The following is a 20,236-nucleotide window of genomic DNA, read 5'->3' on the forward strand; positions in this document are numbered from 1 at the left end:
TAGCGGCGTCGCCGGTCGGGGCGGCGACGCCGGTCCTGTCGGTTCGGGGCGTCGGCGTCCGCGCCTCCGGAGGACGCGAAGCCGCTGTCCGGTGCCACCGAACCTTGAGCGCGTGCCAGCGAAATTCGAGTGACGCGGGCCGCTCGCCGAGATTCGTGGTGGAGGATGTCGAGAACGTGCCGCCGGCTCCGTCCCAGGGACATCAGGCGGCCACCACCGGCCGCACACGGAAGAAGGAGAGACCAGCATGGCGATTCAGCGGATGGACAACGTCGGCATCGTTGTCGAGGACATGGACGCCGCCATCGCGTTCTTCGTGGAACTCGGTATGCAACTGGAGGGCAGGGCGGAGATCGAGGGCCTCTTCGCCGACCAGTGCACCGGACTCGACGGTGTCCGCTGTGACATCGCGATGGTCCGAACCCCTGACGGTCACAGTCGGCTCGAGCTGGCGAAGTACCACAGCCCCGAGGCGATCAGCGACGGGCCGCGCAACCGGCCGCACAACACTCTGGGCACGCACCGCGTCATGTTCGCGGTCGACGACATCGAGGACACCGTTGCCCGCCTGCGCACCCGCGGCGCCGAGCTCGTCGGCGAGCTGGCACAGTACGAGGACAGCTACCGGCTCTGCTATGTCCGCGGCCCTGAGGGCATCATCGTCGGACTGGCCGAGCAGCTCGGCTGAAGGCTGGCGAGGTCCGCACCCCAACCCTTCGGTCACCACTCTCGACGACAGCTACCGCCGTGCCATCCACAGTTCGTCGGCCCACGCTCAAGGTTCGGTGGCACCGGACGGCCGCTGCGATCGGCCCCGGCGGCGCCGCGTGGTGCGCTTGACACGAAAATCGAACATCCATTCTGATGGAAGTCCGGACCGGATTTTTCCGGGCTCGGCCGTGGAGTTGTCCACAGGGCGGGCGGACGTCGAGGCCCATTGTCAGTGGCAGGGGTTAGCGTCTGTGGCGTGAAGCGATCAACTCAAGCAAATCGGGTGGAACCCATGGCAGGAACCGACCGCGAGAAGGCGTTGGACGCCGCACTCGCACAGATTGAACGGCAGTTCGGCAAGGGTGCGGTGATGCGCCTGGGCGAGCGGCCGAACGAGCCCGTCGAGGTCATCCCCACGGGATCGACCGCCCTCGACGTCGCCCTCGGCGTGGGCGGTCTGCCGCGCGGCCGCGTGGTGGAGGTGTACGGGCCGGAGTCCTCCGGCAAGACGACGCTGACGCTGCACGCGGTGGCGAACGCGCAGAAGCTCGGCGGCTCGGTGGCGTTCATCGACGCCGAGCACGCGCTGGACCCGGAGTACGCGAAGAAGCTCGGCGTCGACATCGACAACCTCATCCTGTCCCAGCCGGACAACGGTGAGCAGGCGCTGGAGATCGTCGACATGCTGGTGCGCTCCGGCGCGCTGGACCTGATCGTCATCGACTCCGTGGCGGCCCTGGTGCCGCGTGCGGAGATCGAGGGCGAGATGGGCGACTCGCACGTGGGTCTCCAGGCCCGGCTGATGAGTCAGGCGCTCCGCAAGATCACCAGTGCGCTCAACCAGTCCAAGACCACCGCGATCTTCATCAACCAGCTCCGGGAGAAGATCGGCGTGATGTTCGGCTCCCCGGAGACCACCACGGGTGGCCGGGCGCTGAAGTTCTACGCCTCCGTGCGCCTCGACATCCGCCGGATCGAGACGCTCAAGGACGGCACCGACGCGGTCGGCAACCGCACTCGTGTCAAGGTCGTCAAGAACAAGGTCGCCCCGCCGTTCAAGCAGGCGGAGTTCGACATCCTCTACGGCCAGGGCATCAGCCGCGAGGGCGGTCTGATCGACATGGGCGTGGAGCACGGCTTCGTCCGCAAGGCCGGTGCCTGGTACACGTACGAGGGCGACCAGCTCGGCCAGGGCAAGGAGAACGCCCGCAACTTCCTCAAGGACAACCCCGACCTCGCCAACGAGATCGAGAAGAAGATCCTGGAGAAGCTGGGTGTCGGCGTCCGTCCGGACGCCGCCGCCGCTGCCGAGCCCGCCGCGGACGGTGCGGCCCCGGCGGCCGAAGGGGCGGCGAAGCCGGCGACCGCGGCAGCCGCCAAGGCCAAGCCGGCCAAGACCGCGGCGGCCAAGAGCTAGACCGTGACACGTCGTACGGAGTGGCCGGACAGCCCCGAGCCCGGCGTTCCCGCATCCGGATACGGGAACGCCGACGGGTTCGCCGCCGAGCGGGGGGCGGCAGCGGACCACGTAGGCGCCCGGTCCGGGCGCCGCTCACGCGGCGGACCGGGCGCCGGGAGCGGGTTCGGCGAAGGAGCGGGCCGCGGGGCCCGCTCCGGCACCAGAAGCAGCGGTTCCCCTTCCTCGTCGAGGGCCGGGAAAGGGGAACCGCGTGGCTCGGAGGAGCCGCGCGACCCGGTCGAGCAGGCGCGCAACATCTGCCTGCGGCTGCTCACCGGGACGCCGCGCACGCGCAAGCAGCTCGCGGACGCCCTGCGGAAGCGGGAGATCCCGGACGAGGCGGCCGAGGAGGTGCTCGCGCGCTTCGAGGACGTCGGACTGATCGATGATGCGGCGTTCGCCGGGGCCTGGGTCGAGTCCCGGCACCACGGCCGGGGGCTCGCGCGCCGTGCCCTCGTCCGTGAGCTGCGGACGAAGGGCGTGGACTCCGCGGTGATCGACGAGGCGGTCGGGCAGCTCGACGCGGATCAGGAGGAGGAGACGGCGCGCGAACTCGTGGCCCGCAAGCTCCGCTCCACGCGGGGCCTGGAGCGCGACAAGCGGCTGCGTCGGCTGGCGGGGATGCTCGCCCGCAAGGGGTACGGGGAGGGCATGGCCCTGCGGGTGGTGCGTCAGGCGCTGGAGGAGGAAGGCGAGGACGCGGAGGGTCTGGACGAGCCCTTCTGAACCGGGAGGCGCGGAAGGCAGGCTGTCCGAAGCGGGGCTGCTTGGAGACGGGCGGTCTGTGGCCGGGTCGGTCCGGAAGCGGGGCCGGCCGAAGGAGGCGGTGGAGGCGAGCGAGCCGTGAGCAGGCCGGTCCGAAGCCGGGTGGCCCGACGACGGGCGGTGGAGGCGAGCAGGCCCGTGGGCCGGGCGGTTCGGGGCCGAGCAAGATACCAGGTGTTCCGGGTCGGCCTCATGTGAACGCCGAGCGGTCGGACACCGGCGGCAGAAGCCCGGTGCTCCGGCGTCCTCTCCGACGGCAGCGGTCCACCGGGGCGGGGGTCACTCCCCGGCCAGGGAGGCCCGGCGGATGGTGGCGTCCACGAGCGCCAGGGCGTCCGCGGCCGTGCGGCCCGGATGACGGTTCCAGGGGCCGATGAGTCCCGGCCATCCCTGCGCGCGCAACTCCGTGATCAGCCAGGCGCCGGCCCGGTCCACGGTCTCGAGGGAACCGTAGCCGAGGCGGTGCGCGGAGATCAGGGCACCGCAGACACAGCGGGCGCCACGGACGTTCCGCAGCCGGTACGGAGCGTTCTGCCAACCCCATTCGGCCAGGATCTGCCGTGCGTAGCCGAGATGGGTCGAGGGCCGCAGATCGCTCTGCCCGACCCGCCGCCAGAGGTGGACGCGGTCGGGCAGCACCGCGCCCAGCCTGCCGGGCAACCGGCGCTCGCGCGGAGACACCGCAGGCAGCGTACGAAGCGTGTCGTCGATCAATTGCTCGACGGGGACGGACAGCAGATCCCGCCAGTCGGAAGGCCGCGCCGGCTCGACGGCCGTGTGCTCCCAACCGGTGACGATCTGCTGCCATGCTCGGGTGTTGTGCAGCCGGGAAGCCTGGTCGTCCAGCTGGTCCGGGGTGAGAGCCGCGATCGCCATAGCGTGTCATCTCCGTACATGTCGGCCTCGGTGTGAGGCGAATGTCGGTCACGCGCGGCGATTGCTCCACTGGAACGTGGCGTTCGGGTGTGCGATTAGCCCGTAGCCCGTAGCCCGTAGCCCGTAGCCCGTAGCCCGGGGGCGGGGTCAGGCCCGCCGTGCCCGGAACGGGGGGCGGTCGGGCGTGGGGCCCCGAACACCGGGGCCGGTCGTGGGTCAGCTGCCGAGGGGAGCGATGACGGGGAGTCCCGCGGCGCGCCACGCCTGGAAGCCGCCGATCAGGTCGGTGGCCCGGCGCAGCCCCAACTGCCGCAGCGAGGCGACCGCGAGACTGGAGGCGTACCCCTCGTCGCAGACGACGACGATCCGCAGGCCGTGGCCGACCGCCTCGGCGGCACGGTGGCTGCCGCGGGGATCGAGCCGCCACTCCAGCTCATTGCGTTCGACGACCAGTGCGCCCGGGATCAGTCCGTCGCGGTCGCGGAGCGCGGCGTAGCGGATGTCCACCAGCAGTGCTCCGGACGCCGCCTCCCCGGCGGCCTCGGCCGGGCCGATCCGGTCGTAGCCGGCCCTCACCCGCTCCAGCAGCTCGTCGATGCCCACCGGTTCGGGAACGCCGGTCTCCGGCGAACCCTGATTCCGCGAGCCTTCCCCGGGAGCATCCGGCTCCGGTGTGCTTGTCACGGTCCTGTCCCGTTCCTCGCTCACTGCCAGTCCTCCGGGCGCTCGGTCTGCTCCAGGCGGAGCACCGCGCCCGCCCGGCTGAACCGGCGGATCCGCGGCAGGGGCGGGTAGTAGGCATGGACGGAAACGGCGTGGGTGGTGCCGGACTCGTTGAGGACCTCGTGGACGTGGTTCTGCCCGAAGGCCCTGCCCTGGCCGGTCGCCAGGGCCCTCGACCGGTCGACGCCCTCCGTCAGTTCCAGCGTCCTCCAGCCGTCGGTGGGCAGCCGTACGGCCAGCGAGTGCTCCGTGAGGACACCGGCCGCGGTGGTGAACGCGCCGAACGAGTCCGCGTGATCGTGCCAGCCCGTACCGGTGCCCGGCGGCCAGCCGATCAGCCACGCCTCGCTGCCGCCCGGCCCGTCGAGGCGGAGCCAGGTGCGGCCGTCCGGATCGAGAGGAAGCGAGGCGATGAGCGCCTCGTCGCGCGCCGCACTCCGGACGAAGTCCATCAGCTCCGCGAGCGTCGGTGCCGCGCCGGACGAACCGGTCGCGGAAGGGGAGGGAACGGGCACATCCGTGGCCGCGGCGGAGGGCACGGAGGCAGCCGTGGATGCGGGGGAGGGGAGGGAGGCAGCCGTGGGCACGGCGGGGCGGAGGGAAGACACGAGGACCGTCCTGGGAGTTCGCGCGGTGATCCGGCCGTGCGGAAGCGGCACGGACCGGCAGAGGGAGGCGATTCAGCAGGACGGACGACACACGCAGCCCGCGTAGCGGACGAGGTCCATATGGACCCTCCGCCACAGGCGCACATCGGTGTCGGTCATGATCTGGAGTGAACCATGTGCGCCTGTGACGGTCAACGCGCCTCCGTGACGGTGGACGGTACGGAGGGCGGGTGGGCCGAAGGGTGCCCCCGGTCAGGGGCGTCCGGCCGTTCCGTCCGCGTGAATCCGCGTCCTGGGCCGCTGCACGCGCGGAGCTTCCCGCTGGCGGCCGTTCACCTCGCCCGGCTCGACGGAGTCGGACTCCGCCTCCCGCTCCCGCTCGTCGCGGGGCGCACCGCCCAGCGCGGCCTGTGCCGCGGTGAACAGTTCCCGCGGCTGTACGCCGCCGAACGCCGCCACCAGGTGACCATCGGGCCGGACCAGCAGGACGGTGTGCGCGGAGGCCCCCGGGTAGCTCTCGGTGACCAGTAGTTCCGCCGTCCCCGGAAGAGCCGCGACGGCGTCCGTGAGGCGCGGCATGACGCCCGCCGTCTGCCAGTGCCGCCGGTCCCAGACACCGGTCCCCGGCGCGACCAGGATCACCAGCGGGTGGCCCTGTCCGAGCCGTTCCCGCAACCGTGTCGTCGTCCCGTCCGGCGCGGTCACCGTCACATCGGTCACCGGCGCACCGGGGGGCGTACCCACGACGGTGTGCGCCTCCGAGTGCGGCGGTGAAAGAGGCGAGTGGGAGTACGACGGGGGCGCGCCCAGTGCTCCGCGGCCCAGGTGGCCGTCGGCGACCAGGGTGTCGTGGCCACGTGCCGCGCCCGGCACCAGGGTGCGCAGCCCGCCACCACCGCGCAGTATCGGCAGCGACTGGTCGGCGGCGCGCAGCCGGGCGGCCACCGCCGCCCGGCGCTCCGCCTGGTAGCTGTCGAGGAGCTGCTCGGCCGGGCCGTGGTGCCAGGCGTGGGCGAGCTTCCAGGCCAGGTTCTCCGCGTCCCGGACGCCCTCGTCGAGGCCCTGGGTGCCGAGAGCGCCCAGCAGATGCGCGGCATCCCCCGCGAGGAAGGCGCGCTGCCTGCGCCAGCGCCGGGCGAGCCGGTGGTGGAGCGTGTGGACGCCGGTGTCCAGCAGTTCGTACGGCGGGGTGTCGCCGCACCAGCCGGCCAGGGTGTCCCGGACCCGGCTGATCAGGGCCTCCGGGGTGACCAGTTCGCCGCCCGGAGGCAGCAGCCAGTCCAGCCGCCACACGCCGCCCGGCAACGGCCGGGCGGAGACCTCGGCGCCTCCGCTCCGCCAGGGCGGCTGCCGGTGCAGAACGGCCTCGTCGGCCCAGGGCAGTTCGGCCCGCAGGGCGGCGACGGCGTGCCGTTCCACCGCCGTACGACCGGGGAAGCGGATGTCGAGCAGCTTGCGCACGGTGGACCGGGCGCCGTCGCAGCCGACCAGATAGCTCCCGCGCCACCAGGTCGAGCCCGGTTCGCGGGTGTGCGCCGTGATGCCGTCGCGGTCCTGCTCCAGCGTGTCGATCCGGCTCATCGGCACCAGCCGGACCAGCGGCTCCTTGTCGGCCGCCGCGCGCAGGGCCGCGCTCAGCTCGTGCTGCGGGAGGTGGAGCGGCGAACGGAGCGGCGGGGCCTTCTCGTCACGGGGGCCTCCGCTCAGCGGAACGTTCCGGACGAGCTGCTTCCGGCGCATCGAGCGCCAGCCCGCCCAGCGCAGCCCGACCCGGTCCAGCTCCCGGCAGCCGAGACGGCCCACCAGGTCGGCGGTGTCCTCGCGCAGCACGACGGTACGGGCGGGACGGGCCTCCTCCGCGCCGGAGCCCTCGTCGAGGACGACCGAGGGGACGCCCTGGGCGGCCAGGGCCAGCGACAGCGTCAGGCCGACGGGCCCGGCGCCGACGACGATCACCGGGTCCACGGCGCGTACCCTCCGGCCCGTGCGGTCATGCGGAACATGGCGGAGGTAGCCGGGTGCGTGATCACAGAACGTATGCAACCCACTGGTGGTGTTTGCGTCAAGTGACCGAGGCAGCGACGCGTGCGCCGCTGCCTCGAATGCTCCTGCCGGAAAGGCTCCCGGACGGTCAGTCCTTGCTCACACCGGCCCCACCGGCACCGCCGTCCACCGGGCCTGCGCCCCCTGCGCCCCCCGCGTCCGGGCCGGCGGCGTCCACGGTGGGGATGCCGGCGGTCTGGGCGCCGGGCGCGACCTTGATGCCGGTCTTGGCCCGGCGGCCGCGCTTCTCGATCCATGTGGCCAGGGCCGAGAGCAGCAGACACATCGTGATGTAGATCGTGCCGATGACGGCGATCGTCGAGACGTACGGGTACTGCCCGTTCACCTGGGTGTTGGAGGCGATCAGACGCGCCGTCTGGAGCAGCTCCGGGTACAGGATGATGAAGCCGAGCGAGGTGTCCTTGAGGGTCACCACGAGCTGGCTGATGATCGTCGGCAGCATCGACCGGACGGCCTGCGGCATCAGGACGGTCGTCATGACCTGCGTCTTGCTCATGCCGAGCGCGTACGCCGCCTCGCTCTGGCCCTTGGGCACCGAGTTGATGCCGGCGCGCAGCACCTCGGCCTGGACGCAGCCGTTGTAGACGGACAGGCCCGCCGCCAGCGCCCACATCGAGTGGTCGGTGAGGAAGCCGACCCAGATCGCGTAGATGGTGATCAGCAGCGGCAGCGAGCGGAACAGCTCGATGAACGTGGTCGCCACCCAGCGGACCGGCCGGTGGTCGGAGAGCCGGCCCACCGCCAGGAGCACGCCGAGGACCAGCGAACCGACCGCGGCCAGCCCGAACGCCTTGAGGGTCGCCAGCACCGCGTCGGCGATGTTCTGCCGGATGCCCGCGTAGTTGAAGATGTCCCACATCTCCGGGGCGAGGTGCCCCTTGTCCGAGAGCCGTACGAGGCTGACGACGATCAGCGCCACGATGGCGAGGCTGCCGACGACGGCGTAGATCCGGTTGCGGACGACGGCCTTGGGGCCCGGGGCGTCGTAAAGAACGCTGGCGCTCATCGGGCGACCTCCATGCGACGCTCCAGCAGCCGGAAGAGGCCGCTGATGGTAAAGGTGATGATCAGATAGCCGATGGCCACCCAGATGAAGACGGGCACGATGTCGTAGCCCTTGTCGCTCATCAGCTTCTGCCAGCCGAACAGTTCGGCGTTGCTGAAGGCGCCGGCGATCGCGGAGTTCTTCGTCAGCGCGATGAAGATGCTGCTCAGCGGCGGGATCACGGTCCGTGTCGCCTGGGGGAGCACCACGATCCTCAGGGTCTGCGCGAACGTCATACCGATCGAGCGCGCGGCCTCGGCCTGCCCCAGCGGCACGGTGTTGATGCCGGAGCGGACCGCCTCGCAGACGAACGAGGAGGTGTAGAAGCCGAGGGCCAGCGAGCCGAGGACGAACGGGCTCATCCCCGGGAAGAGGATCTCGGGCACCACGAAGAAGAAGATCAGGAAGAGCAGGGTCAGCGGGGTGTTGCGCATCAGCGTGACCCACGCGGTGCCGAAGTACCGCAGCGGCGGCACCGGCGAGACGCGGAACCCGGCGACGACCACACCGAGGACCAGGGCGATGAGCGAGCTGACGGCGGTGATCGACACAGTTCCTATGAAGCCGTCGCGGAACGCTGGGAAGTTGTCGAGCAGTACGTTCATGAGGTCTCCGCGTCGGCGGTCATCGGCATCGGGGCAGGGGAAGCGGCGCCCCGTACGCCCGCCGCCCCCGGAAGGGACGGGACGGCGGTGGCGTACGGGACGCCCGAGTCACTCGCGGGGCGTCGTGACGAAGGTGTCGGCGCTCGGGCGCGCGACGGTTGCGGGGCGCGCCCGGCATCAGCGGGCGCCCGGAGGTACCGGGCGCCCGAGGAGCGTCAGTAGCGCTCGATGGCCGGCGGCTCGACGTAGTCCGAACCGGACAGGCCCAGCGTGGCCTCGTAGATCTTCTTGTACGTGCCGTCCTTGACGCGCTCCTCCAGCGACTTGCTGATGGCCTCGCGGAGCACCTTGTCGTCCTTGTTCAGGCCGACGCCGTAGGGCTCGTCGGTGAACGGCTTGCCGACGACCTTGAGCTTGCCGGAGTTGGCGGCCGCGTAGCCCTTGAGGATCGAGTCGTCCGTGGTGACGGCGTCGATCTGCTTGGTCAGCAGCTGCTGCACGCAGTCGGAGTACTTGGCCAGCTCGACGACGCTCGCGCCGTACTCGGGCTTCTTGATCTCCTGGAGCGGCGTGGAGCCGACGATCGAGCAGACCTTCTTGCCCTTCACCGACTCCTTGCCGGTGATGGAGGTGTCGTCCTTGCGGACCAGGAGGTCCGCGCCGGCCTTGTAGTACGGACCGGCGAAGCCGACCTGCTTCTTGCGCTCGTCGTTGATCGTGTAGGTGCCGACGTAGTAGTCGACCTGGCCCTTGGAGATGGCCGTCTCGCGGACGCCGGAGTCGACGGTCTTCCACTCGATCTGCTTGTCCGAGAAACCGAGGTCGGCCGCGATCATCTTGGCGATCTCGATGTCGAAGCCCGAGCGCTCCTTGGTCGACTGGTCCTCGAAGCCGAGGTACGGCTGGTCGGCCTTGGCGCCGAGGATCAGCTTGCCGCGCTCCTTGGCCTTCTTGAAGACCGGGGAGTCCAGGGCGACGTCCTTGGCCACGGTGTACGTGGGCAGCGCGGGGGCCTCGGAGGAACCCGGCTTCGTGCCGCCCGGCTTGTCACCGGCGGAGCCCTCCTTGCCACCGCACGCGGTAGCGGTCAGGGCGAGGACGGCGATGGCCGCGACGGCGGCGGACTTACGGAGCTTCATGTGAACAATCCTTAAGTTCGTAGGTCGTTGTCGTCAGTGGTGAAGGATCTTCGACAGGAAGTCCTTGGCCCGGTCGCTGCGCGGGTTGCTGAAGAACTGTTCGGGCGTCGCCTCTTCGACGATCTTTCCGTCCGCCATGAACACGACGCGGTTGGCGGCGGACCGGGCGAAGCCCATCTCGTGGGTGACGACGATCATCGTCATCCCGTCGCGGGCCAGCTGCTGCATGACCTCCAGGACCTCGTTGATCATCTCCGGGTCGAGCGCCGACGTGGGCTCGTCGAAGAGCATGACCTTCGGGTCCATCGCCAACGCCCGTGCGATCGCCACGCGTTGCTGCTGGCCGCCGGAGAGCTGCGCCGGGTACTTGTCGGCCTGGACGCCGACGCCCACCCGGTCGAGCAGCGTCCGGGCCTTCTCCTCCGCGGCCTTCTTGTCGGCCTTGCGGACCTTGACCTGGCCCAGCATGACGTTCTCCAGCACCGTCTTGTGGGCGAAGAGATTGAACGACTGGAAGACCATGCCCACGTCGGCACGCAGCCTGGCCAGCTCCTTGCCCTCCTGGGGCAGGGGCTTGCCGTCGATCGAGATCGATCCCGAGTCGACCGTCTCCAAGCGGTTGATCGTGCGGCACAGCGTGGACTTGCCGGACCCGGAGGGCCCGATGACGACCACGACCTCGCCACGGGCGATGGTCAGGTCGATGTCCTGGAGCACATGCAGCGCGCCGAAGTGCTTGTTGACGTTGCTCAGTACGACCAGATCGTTCGCCTCGGGCGCGGCATCCTCGGCGGCCTTGGTCACTGAAACTCCGCTCATCGGCTTCTTGCTCCGTCCTCCTCGGTTGAACAAGGACAGTAATGACGCAGTGCGATCAACGTCATTACATCTGAGCGGAAATTGAGCATAACGATCCGGCGGCAACCGGACACTCCGTGTGAACGGGACGTCGCACCCCGCTCCGGGGGCGTACCGGGTGCGTAACGGAAACCCTGCTGTGACCGGCAGGGCCTTGACGGGTGTGCCGCTCATCGGCGTGGATGCCTTGAGCGAGGAAGACATGAAGCGCCGATGAACGGGAAGAGCCACCCGCGTACGCGCCCGTGGGACGCGGGCCCGTGGTCGGGCTCCACCCGGTGACGCGGTGCGACGGTGTCCGGTGCGCCGGCGATCCGGACGCCTCGCCGACGCGGACGCACCCGAGAGCCGTACGGTGCCCGGAGACACGGGAGAGGAAGGAGGTCCATGAGACTGCTGCTCGTCGAGGACGACGACCATGTCGCGGCCGCCCTGTCCGCCGTGCTCGCCCGGCACGGATTCCGGATCGTGCACGCCCGCAACGGCGAGGAGGCCCTGCGCGCGCTGCTGCCCGCCGAGAAGGAGCCCTTCGGGGTGATCCTCCTCGACCTCGGCCTGCCCGACCAGGACGGCTACGAGGTGTGCGGGAAGATCCGCAAGCGCACCGCGACCCCCGTCATCATGGTCACCGCCCGCGCCGACGTCCGCTCGCGCATCCACGGACTCAACCTGGGCGCCGACGACTACGTCACCAAGCCGTACGACACCGGCGAACTGCTCGCCCGTATCCACGCGGTCGCCCGGCGCACCACCAGCGGCGAGGACACCGCGCCGACCCCCGCCGCCGCCCTGCGCCTCGGGCCCGTCACCATCGAGCTGCCGACCCGCCGCGTCAGCGTGGACGGAGAGGAGGTCCAGCTCACCCGCAAGGAGTTCGACCTGCTCGCCCTCCTCGCCCAGCGCCCCGGCGTGGTCTTCCGCCGCGAACAGATCATCAGTGAGGTCTGGCGCACCAGCTGGGAGGGGACCGGACGCACCCTGGAGGTCCACGTCGCCTCCCTGCGCTCCAAACTGCGGCTGCCCGCCCTGATCGAGACCGTGCGGGGCGTCGGCTACCGGCTCGTCGCCCCGTCCGCGTGACCGGCGGTACGTCTCCCGGTGCGCTCCCGCCTCCTTCCGCTGCTCATCGTCCTGATGGCCGCCATGCTGCTCACCCTCGGCTTCCCGCTCGCGGTGAGCGTGGCGGCGGCCGAGCAGCAGCGCCTGGTGATCGACCGGATCGACGACACCGCGCGGTTCGCCGGCCTCGCCCAGGCGATCACGGACACCTCCCCGGACAGTGAGGAGCGGCGCCGCACCCTCCAGACCGACCTGGAGGTCTACGCCTCGGTGTACGACATACGGGCCGGCGTCTTCTTCCGCGACGACCGGGCCCTGGCCAAGGCCCCCGGCTCCTGGGCCCTGCCCGCCGAAGGGGAGGGGCGCACGGCGTTCGCCGAGGCGCTGCTCGGCCGCCGCTCGCACGATCCGCCGCAGGTCTGGCCCTGGCACGACGGGCGCGTCGTCGTCGCCTCGCCCGTGGTGCGCGACGGTGACGTGGTCGCCGTGGTCGTCATCGACTCGCCCACCGGCGAGATGCGCTCCCGCACCCTGCGGACCTGGCTCTTCATCGGCCTCGGCGAGGTGCTGGCCCTGCTGGTGGCCGTCGGCGCGGCCGTACGGCTCACCGGCTGGGTCCTGCTGCCCGTACGCACCCTGGACGCGGCCACCCACGACATCGCCGGCGGCCGGATGCGCTCCCGCGTGGCCGCGTCGGCCGGGCCGCCGGAGCTGAGACGCCTCGCGCGCTCCTTCAACGAGATGGCGGACAACGTCGAGGACGTGCTGGAGCAGCAGCGCGCCTTCGTCGCCGACGCCTCGCACCAGCTGCGCAACCCGCTGGCCGCCCTGCTGCTGCGCATCGAGCTGCTCGCCCTGGAACTGCCCGAGGGCAGCGAGGAGATCGCCGCCGTGCGCACCGAGGGCAAGCGGCTGGCGCGGGTCCTCGACGACCTCCTCGACCTCGCGCTGGCCGAGCACGCCGAGGCCGACCTCCAGCTCATCGACATCGTCCCGCTCACCGCCGAGCGGGTCGCCTCCTGGCGTCCGATGGCGGAGCGGAAGGAGGTGCGGCTCGCCCTGGACGGGGTCCCGGCGGCCACCGCCTGGGCCGACCCGATCGCACTCTCCAGCGCCCTGGACGCGGTCATCGACAACGCCCTGAAGTTCACCCCGGCCGGCGAGGAGGTGACCGTCACCGTCGCCAGCGGGGCCGCCGAGGCGACCGTCGTGGTCGCCGACCGGGGACCCGGTCTCACGGAGGCGGAGCTGGAACGCGTCGGCGACCGCTTCTGGCGCAGCACCCGCCACCAGAACATCAGCGGATCGGGCCTCGGCCTCTCCATCTCGCGGGTGCTGCTCGCGGCGGGCGGCGGCTCGATCGCCTACGAGCACCACGAGCCGCACGGTCTGCGGGTGACGGTCTCGGTCCCCCGCGACCTGCCGGGCCCGGCCTGAGCGGACACCGGGCCCGGTAGCGGCGGACACGGCGCGACGGCGGTCACGGCAGCGGGGCGGTCACAGCGGTGGCGGCCGTCACGGCTTCACCGAGCGGTAGTAGTCCTTGGCCCCGTCGTGCACGTCCAGCGGGTCGGTGTAGATCGCCGTCCGCAGGTCCACCAGCTGCGCAGCGTGGACCTCGCGGCCGATCCGGTCCCGGCTGTTGATCACCGTCCGGGTGAACGCCTCGGTCATGGCCGCGTCCGTCCGGTCCGTCGTGACGAGCAGGTTGGCGACCGCGACCGTGGGCACCGACTGCCCCTGCTGCGCCTCCGGATAGGCGTCGGCGGGCATCATGGCCGACCGGTAGAACCGGGTGGGCCCCGTCGCCGCCTGCAACTTCGCGACCAGTGCGGCCTCCATCGGCACCAGCCGGACCTCGAAGCGCCGCGACAGCTCCTGCACGGCCGCCGTGGGCAGCCCGCCCGACCAGAAGAAGGCGTCGAGCCGGCCCTGGGTCAGCCGGACCGGCATGGTGTCGATGCCCACCGGCACCGGTGTGATGTCGTCGGCCGGGTCGAGCCCCGCCGCCGTCAGCAGCCGGTCCGCCACCAGCCGTACCCCGGAGCCCTCCTGGCCGACGCCGACCCGCTTGCCCCGCAGATCGGCGACCGTACGGACGTCGGAGTCGCGGGGGACGACGAGCTGCACGTAGTCGTCGTACAGCCGGACGCAGCCGCGCAGCCGCTGGGCGCCGGGCCGTCCGTCGCGCAGATAGGTCGCCACGGCGTCGGCGGTGGCGATGGTGAAGTCCGCCTCGCCCGTCGCCACCCTGGCCAGGTTCTGCTGCGAACCCTCACTGGTCCGCAGCTGTATGGACACCTGCGGCATGTCCTTGGCGAGCGCGCCCTCCAGCCGTTCCCCGTACCGCTGGTAGACACCGCTGGGCACCCCGGTGGAGAAGGTGAGGGAACCGCGCGGGCCCCCGTCGTCCCCGTCGGGCCGCAACCACCAGGCGAGCAGCCCGAGCACCACCGCGAGGACGGCGACCGCCCGCAGGGTGCGCCGGCGGTCGAATCGGGACGGAGCGCGGAACATGCGCGCGATCCTGCCAGCTCACCGGCCCCCTGACCAGGTTTCCCCGTGAGGCCCGGCCCACAGCGGCCGGGGCAGGGGCGGGCCGGTGAGAACGCCTGCCGAAGGGGACGGGAAGGGCGCCGCCCGGCAACCGCCTACCCTTGTCCCATGAGCAGCGGCAACCGGAGCGAAGCAGTGGACGTCCAGAAGAGCTACGAGGTACGCACCTACGGGTGCCAGATGAACGTCCACGACTCCGAACGGCTGTCGGGCCTCCTGGAGGGCGCCGGCTACGTCCGCGCCCCCGAAGGCTCCGACGGTGACGCCGATGTCGTCGTCTTCAACACCTGCGCGGTGCGGGAGAACGCCGACAACAAGCTGTACGGGAACCTCGGCCGTCTCGCGCCCATGAAGACCAAGCGCCCCGGCATGCAGATCGCCGTCGGCGGCTGTCTCGCGCAGAAGGACCGCGACACCATCGTCAAGCGGGCCCCCTGGGTCGACGTCGTCTTCGGCACACACAACATCGGCAAGCTGCCGGTCCTCCTGGAGCGCGCCCGCGTCCAGGAGGAGGCGCAGATCGAGATCGCCGAGTCCCTGGAGGCGTTCCCCTCCACGCTGCCCACCCGCCGTGAGTCCGCCTACGCGGCGTGGGTCTCCATCTCGGTCGGCTGCAACAACACCTGTACGTTCTGCATCGTCCCGGCGCTGCGCGGCAAGGAGAAGGACCGCCGCACCGGCGACATCCTGGCCGAGATCGAGGCCCTGGTCGCCGAGGGCGTCTCCGAGATCACCCTGCTCGGCCAGAACGTGAACGCGTACGGCTCCGACATCGGCGACCGCGAGGCGTTCTCCAAGCTGCTGCGCGCCTGCGGGAAGATCGAGGGCCTGGAGCGCGTCCGCTTCACCTCGCCGCACCCCCGCGACTTCACCGACGACGTCATCGCCGCCATGGCCGAGACGCCCAACGTGATGCCGCAGCTCCACATGCCGATGCAGTCCGGCTCGGACCGGGTCCTGAAGGCGATGCGCCGCTCCTACCGGCAGGAGCGCTTCCTGGGGATCATCGAGAAGGTGCGCGCCGCGATGCCGGACGCCGCCATCTCCACCGACATCATCGTGGGCTTCCCCGGCGAGACCGAGGAGGACTTCGAGCAGACGATGCACGCGGTCCGCGAGGCCCGGTTCGCCAACGCGTTCACCTTCCAGTACTCCAAGCGCCCCGGCACCCCCGCCGCCGAGATGGACGGCCAGATCCCCAAGGAGGTCGTCCAGGAGCGGTACATGCGGCTGTCCGCCCTCCAGGAGCAGATCTCCTGGGACGAGAACAAGAAGCAGGTCGGCCGCACCCTGGACGTCATGGTCGCGGAGGGCGAGGGCCGCAAGGACGGCGCCACGCAGCGCCTCTCCGGCCGTGCCCCCGACAACCGCCTGGTCCACTTCACCCAGCCCGAGCAGGCCGTCCGCCCCGGTGACGTGGTGACCGTCGAGATCACCTACGCGGCCCCCCACCACCTCCTCGCCGAGGGCACGCCGCTCTCCGTACGGTCCACCCGTGCCGGCGACGCCTGGGAGAAGCGCACCGCCGGGGCCGCCGCCGAGCCGGCCGGGGTGATGCTCGGACTTCCCGGCATCGGCGCCCCCGACCCGCTCCCGGCCGCCCCGGCTCCGGCCTGCGGCATCGGCTGACACCCCGCGGACCGCTCGCACGGGCCGCCCCCGACAGGACGGCCCGTGCGGTTCCGGTTCTCCGGCGTTCGGACAGGCCCTCCGCAGACGGCTCGCGGGCGGTCGACGGAGACCGGCAAGTACGCTGACCGGCATGCTTGTCGCCGCCGCCGTGTGCCCCTGTCCGCCGCTCCTGGTGCCCGAGGTCGCCGCCGGGGCCGCCCCCGAACTCGACGCCGCGCGGGACGCGTGCTTCGACGCCGTGGGCGTCCTCGCCGCCTCGCGCCCGGACCTGCTGGTCGTCGTGGGACCCGGTCGGACCTCGTCCGGGCCGGGCGGGAGCCTCTCCGTCGGGCCCTTCCCGCCGGGGACGCGCGGCAGCTTCCGGAGCGTCGGCGTGGATCTCGAGGTGACGCTCGGCCAGGTGCCCGAGGCGGCCTTCACACCGGGCAGGCCGCTGCCGCAGTCCCTCACGGTCGGTGCGTGGCTGCTGGACCGGGCCCGCTGGACGGGATCGCCCGTCGAGGGACTCGCGCTCCCCGAGGCCGCCGCCGCGGAGGATTGCGCCGCGGCCGGAGAGGTCCTGGCCCGGCGTGCGGAGCGGGTCGCGCTGCTCGTGATGGGCGACGGAAGCGCCTGCCGCACGCTCAAGGCGCCCGGTTACCTCGACGAGCGGGCCGCCGGATTCGACGCCCGCGCCACCGAGGCGCTCGGCTCCGCGGACCTCGACGCCCTCGCGGCGCTCGACGTGTCGCTCGCCCACGAACTCAAGGCAGCCGGCCGGGCCCCCTGGCAGCTTCTCGGCGGCGCCGCCCGGAACGCCGGGCTCTCGGGACGCCTGCTGTACGAGGACGCCCCGTACGGCGTGGGCTACACCGTCGCCGCCTGGTCCTGAACGGACCGGAGGCGGGTGCGGAGCACTCGGCTCCGCACCCGCCTCCGGGACCTGACGACCGCGTCAGGAAGGTGGCACCGGGTCAGGGCGCGGGCGGCGGCGGGGGCGGGGTGTGGCCGGGAGTACCCGGAGTGCCGTGCGGGCCGGGCGTGCCCGGAGCGCCGCCGTCCTTCCGGCCCAGCTTGTCCACGGCCTCCTTGGCCTTGCGCGTACCCGTGTCGATCTTGTCGCTGTACTTGCCCTTGGTCTTCTGGTCGACCGTGCGCGCGGCCTTGTCGAGGCCCTGCTCGATCTTGCCCCCGTGCTGCTGCGCGAGGTCGCCGACCTTCTCCTTGGCCGGTCCCAGCTTGGCCTTCAGGTTGTCCAGGAACCCCATTGGGTCACCTTCCGTGCAGTGAGGACGTGTGCGCGCGGGAGCGTTCTCCTGCCCCCTGTTCAGTCACCTGTCCGTTCCTGCCGTTTTTACACCTCCTTCAGTGCTTTTCGGGAACGCCCCGGGTGTCGCCCTCCTCGTCCGCGTCCCCGCGCCCACTCCGGGGCACCGCCGTGTCCGGAGTGCGCGGGGTGTTTGGGAGACTGTTCCGGTGACCCCTCGCACCCCCGCCCCCCGTGTCATCACCGTCGTCGGCCCCACCGCGGCCGGAAAGTCGGATCTGGGGGTCTTCCTCGCCCAGCGGCTCGACGGAGAGGTCATCAACGCCGACTCCATGCAGCTCTACCGGGGGATGGACATCGGCACCGCCAAGCTGACCCTCCCCGAGCGCGACGGGGTGCCGCACCGGCTGCTGGACATCTGGGACGTCACCGAGGCCGCCAGCGTCGCCGAGTACCAGCGGCTGGCCCGCGCGGAGATCGACCGGCTGCTCGCCGAGGGGCGCACGCCCATCCTGGTCGGCGGCTCCGGGCTGTACGTGAAGGGCGCCATCGACGCCCTGGAGTTCCCCGGCACGGACCCCGGGATCCGCGCCCGTCTCGAAGCGGAACTGACCGAGCGCGGCCCGGCGGCCCTGCACGCCCGGCTCGCCGCCGCCGATCCCGACGCCGCCGGCGCCATCCTGCCGGGCAACGGCCGCCGCATCGTCCGCGCACTCGAAGTGATCGAGATCACCGGCAAGCCCTTCACCGCCAATCTGCCCGGCGAGGAGCCGGTCTACGACGCCGTGCAGATCGGCGTCGACGTGGACCGCCCCGAACTCGACGAGCGCATCGCCCGGCGCGTCGACCGGATGTGGGAGGCGGGACTCGTGGACGAGGTCCGCGCCCTGGAGGGGGCCGGGCTGCGCGAGGGCCTCACGGCGTCCCGCGCCCTCGGCTACCAGCAGGTTCTCGCGGCGCTCGCGGGGGAGTGCACCGAGGAGGAGGCGCGGACCGGGACGGTGCGCGCCACCAAGCGCTTCGCCCGCCGTCAGGACTCGTGGTTCCGCCGTGACACGCGTGTCGTCTGGCTCGGCGGGGGAGACCGTGACCGGGAGGAACTCCCGCAGCGGGCGCTGGCGTTGGTCGAACGAGCGGTCACAGCCTGATCACGTGATGGCATCGGGAAGCTCCGGCCGTCAATTCGGCGCCCGCGCTCGTGCCATCATCAAACATCGATCCACAGGTGGAGTCCGAGTTGGGAGGGCGCGTGGTGATGGAGGCCGGCCCTCGCGACACGGAACAGCGCGACACGGAGCACGACGTGCCGTCGCCGCGGGAGACCGCGGGACGACTGAGCCCGGACGGGCCCGACGAGCAGGACGTGGCCCCCGAGGTCGAGGTCGAGCTGCGGCCCACCCGCAAGCTGCGGATCTGGCAGCTCGCCCCCATCGTCGTGCTGGCCGCGGTCGGCTCGCTGATGTTCGCCTTCCCCCTCGCCTTCGAGTTCGGCGACGGCGGGGCCATCGTCGCCATGCTGGGGCTCCTGATCAGCTGCTGTGCGGCCGGCTGGGGCATGATGGCGGCCCGCCGCGTCGGCCACACCTGGCCCGGGCTGCCCGCCCGTGGCTCGGGCGAACGTCCCGACTGGCGGGTGATCGCGCTGTACGCGGTGACCGGCCTCGCTCTGGTCGCCCTCGCCGTGTGGCGCGTCGCACGCTTGCGCTGACGGCCCCGGACCGGTCGCCGCGCCACGCCCGTACCGCAGGGGCCCCGGACGCACGGACCGCTCGTACGAGACGCGCGCGCCCCGCCCCGGAGTGCCGCCGGGCCCGCTCGTGCCGGTTGTCGGAGCCGCCTCGTACAGTTGACCTGTGAGCACCTCGCAGATCGCCTTCCTCAAGGGTCATGGCACCGAGAACGACTTCGTGATCGTCCCGGACCCCGACAACGCCCTCACGCTGCCCGCCGACGTGGTCGCCCGGCTCTGCGACCGCCGGGCCGGGATCGGCGGGGACGGGCTGCTGCACGTCGTACGGTCCGCCGCGCACCCGGAGGCGCGGCACATGGCGGATGCGGCCGAGTGGTTCATGGACTACCGCAACGCGGACGGCTCGATCGCCGAGATGTGCGGCAACGGCGTCCGCGTCTTCGCCCACCACCTCCAGCGCGCCGGCCTCGTGGAGGAGGGCGACCTCACCGTCGCCACCAGGGGCGGCCTCAAGCGTGTCCACCTCGCCAAGAACGGCGACGTCACCGTCTCCATGGGGCGCGCCCTGCTGCCCGAGGAAAGCGCCACCGTCCGCGTGGGCGACCGCAGTTGGCCCACCCGGAACGTCAACATGGGCAACCCGCACGCGGTCGCCTTCGTCGACGACCTGGACCACGCGGGCGATCTGTACACGGCCCCGCCCGTCAGTCCCGAGGGCGTCTACCCCGAGGGTGTCAACGTGGAGTTCGTCGTCGACCGGGGCCCGCGCCACGTCGCCCTGCGCGTCCACGAGCGGGGCTCCGGCGAGACCCGCTCATGCGGCACCGGCGCCTGCGCGGTCGCCGTCGCGGCCGCCCGCCGGGACGGCGCCGACCCCGCGGTGACCGGCCTCCCCGTCACCTACCGGGTGGACCTGCCCGGCGGCACCCTCGTCATCACGGAGCACCCCGACGGCGCGATCGACATGACCGGGCCCGCCGTGATCGTCGCGGAGGGCTTCATCGACCCCGCGTGGCTCGAAACCTTCTGAGGAATGGCTCAGTCGAAACGGTGACCGCGCAGAGCTTCGCTCGAATGGGTGATCCGTTTCACGCTGGGCGAGAGCTGGACTGCGCCACGTGGTGGGGTCGGTAGCATCAAGCACCGGCCCCGAGGGGCAATCCGCCCCGCCCAGCGCCGGTCGACGTCGCCGGAGGTGCC

21 protein-coding genes are annotated in these 20,236 nt (G+C 71.8%); 10 read left to right on the forward strand and 11 right to left on the reverse strand.

The genetic code is table 11. The features are described 5' to 3' along the window. The first annotated feature begins 247 nt into the window (after nucleotides 1–247). From QFZ71_RS23925 to recX, 3 genes are all read left to right on the forward strand, one after another. Nucleotides 248–688, forward strand: a complete 441-nt coding sequence (locus QFZ71_RS23925) for a VOC family protein (protein ID WP_307670213.1) — start codon at nucleotides 248–250, stop codon at nucleotides 686–688. A 315-nt stretch (nucleotides 689–1,003) separates the two neighbouring features. Further along, nucleotides 1,004–2,128: a recombinase RecA gene (recA, locus tag QFZ71_RS23930; protein ID WP_307670214.1), complete on the forward strand. Its 1,125-nt coding sequence runs from the start codon at nucleotides 1,004–1,006 to the stop codon at nucleotides 2,126–2,128. 3 nt (nucleotides 2,129–2,131) lie between these two features. Then, on the forward strand, nucleotides 2,132–2,896 hold the full coding sequence (gene recX, locus QFZ71_RS23935) for a recombination regulator RecX (protein WP_307670215.1): 765 nt from the start codon (nucleotides 2,132–2,134) through the stop codon (nucleotides 2,894–2,896). Between the two features lie 318 nt (nucleotides 2,897–3,214). Here recX and QFZ71_RS23940 read toward each other — a convergent pair whose 3' ends face one another. The 9 genes from QFZ71_RS23940 to QFZ71_RS23975 form a co-directional block, all read right to left on the reverse strand. Then, nucleotides 3,215–3,811, reverse strand: coding sequence for a hypothetical protein (locus QFZ71_RS23940; RefSeq protein ID WP_307670216.1), 597 nt, complete (start codon nucleotides 3,809–3,811; stop codon nucleotides 3,215–3,217). A gap of 216 nt (nucleotides 3,812–4,027) precedes the next feature. After that, nucleotides 4,028–4,414, reverse strand: a complete 387-nt coding sequence (locus QFZ71_RS23945; protein WP_307671562.1) for a rhodanese-like domain-containing protein — start codon at nucleotides 4,412–4,414, stop codon at nucleotides 4,028–4,030. A gap of 101 nt (nucleotides 4,415–4,515) precedes the next feature. Beyond that, nucleotides 4,516–5,142, reverse strand: a complete 627-nt coding sequence (locus QFZ71_RS23950; protein ID WP_307670217.1) for a cysteine dioxygenase — start codon at nucleotides 5,140–5,142, stop codon at nucleotides 4,516–4,518. Nucleotides 5,143–5,214: 72 nt separating this feature from the next. Further along, a complete protein-coding gene (locus tag QFZ71_RS30505; RefSeq protein ID WP_311605579.1) occupies nucleotides 5,215–5,301 on the reverse strand; it encodes a putative leader peptide in 87 nt (28 codons plus the stop codon). 93 nt (nucleotides 5,302–5,394) lie between these two features. Then, the gene (locus QFZ71_RS23955; protein WP_307670218.1) at nucleotides 5,395–7,107 is read right to left on the reverse strand and encodes an FAD-dependent monooxygenase; all 1,713 of its coding nucleotides are present in this window, start codon (nucleotides 7,105–7,107) and stop codon (nucleotides 5,395–5,397) included. A gap of 166 nt (nucleotides 7,108–7,273) precedes the next feature. Further along, nucleotides 7,274–8,212: an amino acid ABC transporter permease gene (locus QFZ71_RS23960; RefSeq protein ID WP_307670219.1), complete on the reverse strand. Its 939-nt coding sequence runs from the start codon at nucleotides 8,210–8,212 to the stop codon at nucleotides 7,274–7,276. Then, entirely contained in the window at nucleotides 8,209–8,856 is a 648-nt protein-coding gene (locus QFZ71_RS23965; RefSeq protein WP_307670220.1) for an amino acid ABC transporter permease, read from the reverse strand. The genes QFZ71_RS23960 and QFZ71_RS23965 overlap by 4 nt, the downstream gene beginning before the upstream one ends. Before the next feature lie 215 nt (nucleotides 8,857–9,071). Continuing rightward, nucleotides 9,072–9,995 carry a glutamate ABC transporter substrate-binding protein gene (locus tag QFZ71_RS23970; RefSeq protein ID WP_307670221.1) on the reverse strand — a complete coding sequence of 308 codons (924 nt, stop codon included), beginning with the start codon at nucleotides 9,993–9,995 and terminating at the stop codon, nucleotides 9,072–9,074. Between the two features lie 33 nt (nucleotides 9,996–10,028). After that, nucleotides 10,029–10,814 carry an amino acid ABC transporter ATP-binding protein gene (locus QFZ71_RS23975; protein WP_073767533.1) on the reverse strand — a complete coding sequence of 262 codons (786 nt, stop codon included), beginning with the start codon at nucleotides 10,812–10,814 and terminating at the stop codon, nucleotides 10,029–10,031. Nucleotides 10,815–11,240: 426 nt separating this feature from the next. On the opposite strand from QFZ71_RS23975, the gene QFZ71_RS23980 reads away from it, so the two are divergent. Both QFZ71_RS23980 and QFZ71_RS23985 read left to right on the forward strand, forming a co-directional pair. Beyond that, nucleotides 11,241–11,933 carry a response regulator transcription factor gene (locus tag QFZ71_RS23980; RefSeq protein ID WP_307670222.1) on the forward strand — a complete coding sequence of 231 codons (693 nt, stop codon included), beginning with the start codon at nucleotides 11,241–11,243 and terminating at the stop codon, nucleotides 11,931–11,933. Nucleotides 11,934–11,951: 18 nt separating this feature from the next. Next, nucleotides 11,952–13,349, forward strand: coding sequence for a HAMP domain-containing sensor histidine kinase (locus QFZ71_RS23985; RefSeq protein WP_307670223.1), 1,398 nt, complete (start codon nucleotides 11,952–11,954; stop codon nucleotides 13,347–13,349). Nucleotides 13,350–13,427: 78 nt separating this feature from the next. Here QFZ71_RS23985 and QFZ71_RS23990 read toward each other — a convergent pair whose 3' ends face one another. Continuing rightward, a complete protein-coding gene (locus QFZ71_RS23990) occupies nucleotides 13,428–14,429 on the reverse strand; it encodes a TAXI family TRAP transporter solute-binding subunit (protein ID WP_307670224.1) in 1,002 nt (333 codons plus the stop codon). A 147-nt stretch (nucleotides 14,430–14,576) separates the two neighbouring features. Here QFZ71_RS23990 and miaB point away from each other — a divergent pair, with 147 nt between their 5' ends. Together miaB and QFZ71_RS24000 are read left to right on the forward strand one after the other, a co-directional pair. Next, nucleotides 14,577–16,097, forward strand: coding sequence for a tRNA (N6-isopentenyl adenosine(37)-C2)-methylthiotransferase MiaB (gene miaB, locus QFZ71_RS23995; protein ID WP_307670225.1), 1,521 nt, complete (start codon nucleotides 14,577–14,579; stop codon nucleotides 16,095–16,097). 133 nt (nucleotides 16,098–16,230) lie between these two features. Continuing rightward, a complete protein-coding gene (locus QFZ71_RS24000; RefSeq protein ID WP_307670226.1) occupies nucleotides 16,231–16,971 on the forward strand; it encodes a class III extradiol dioxygenase subunit B-like domain-containing protein in 741 nt (246 codons plus the stop codon). Between the two features lie 82 nt (nucleotides 16,972–17,053). Here QFZ71_RS24000 and QFZ71_RS24005 read toward each other — a convergent pair whose 3' ends face one another. Next, nucleotides 17,054–17,347 (reverse strand): antitoxin, encoded by a 294-nt coding sequence (locus QFZ71_RS24005; RefSeq protein ID WP_307670227.1) that lies wholly within the window; start codon nucleotides 17,345–17,347, stop codon nucleotides 17,054–17,056. Nucleotides 17,348–17,555: 208 nt separating this feature from the next. Between QFZ71_RS24005 and miaA the strand changes: the two genes are divergently transcribed. The 3 genes from miaA (at nucleotide 17,556) to dapF (ending at nucleotide 20,066) form a co-directional block, all read left to right on the forward strand. Further along, nucleotides 17,556–18,494: a tRNA (adenosine(37)-N6)-dimethylallyltransferase MiaA gene (gene miaA, locus QFZ71_RS24010; protein WP_307670228.1), complete on the forward strand. Its 939-nt coding sequence runs from the start codon at nucleotides 17,556–17,558 to the stop codon at nucleotides 18,492–18,494. Between the two features lie 107 nt (nucleotides 18,495–18,601). Further along, the gene (locus QFZ71_RS24015) at nucleotides 18,602–19,054 is read left to right on the forward strand and encodes a hypothetical protein (protein ID WP_307670229.1); all 453 of its coding nucleotides are present in this window, start codon (nucleotides 18,602–18,604) and stop codon (nucleotides 19,052–19,054) included. A 145-nt stretch (nucleotides 19,055–19,199) separates the two neighbouring features. Beyond that, nucleotides 19,200–20,066 carry a diaminopimelate epimerase gene (dapF, locus tag QFZ71_RS24020; protein ID WP_307670230.1) on the forward strand — a complete coding sequence of 289 codons (867 nt, stop codon included), beginning with the start codon at nucleotides 19,200–19,202 and terminating at the stop codon, nucleotides 20,064–20,066. Nucleotides 20,067–20,236: the final 170 nt, after the last annotated feature.

The organism is Streptomyces sp. V2I9, from assembly GCF_030817475.1.
GTDB lineage: Bacteria > Actinomycetota > Actinomycetes > Streptomycetales > Streptomycetaceae > Streptomyces.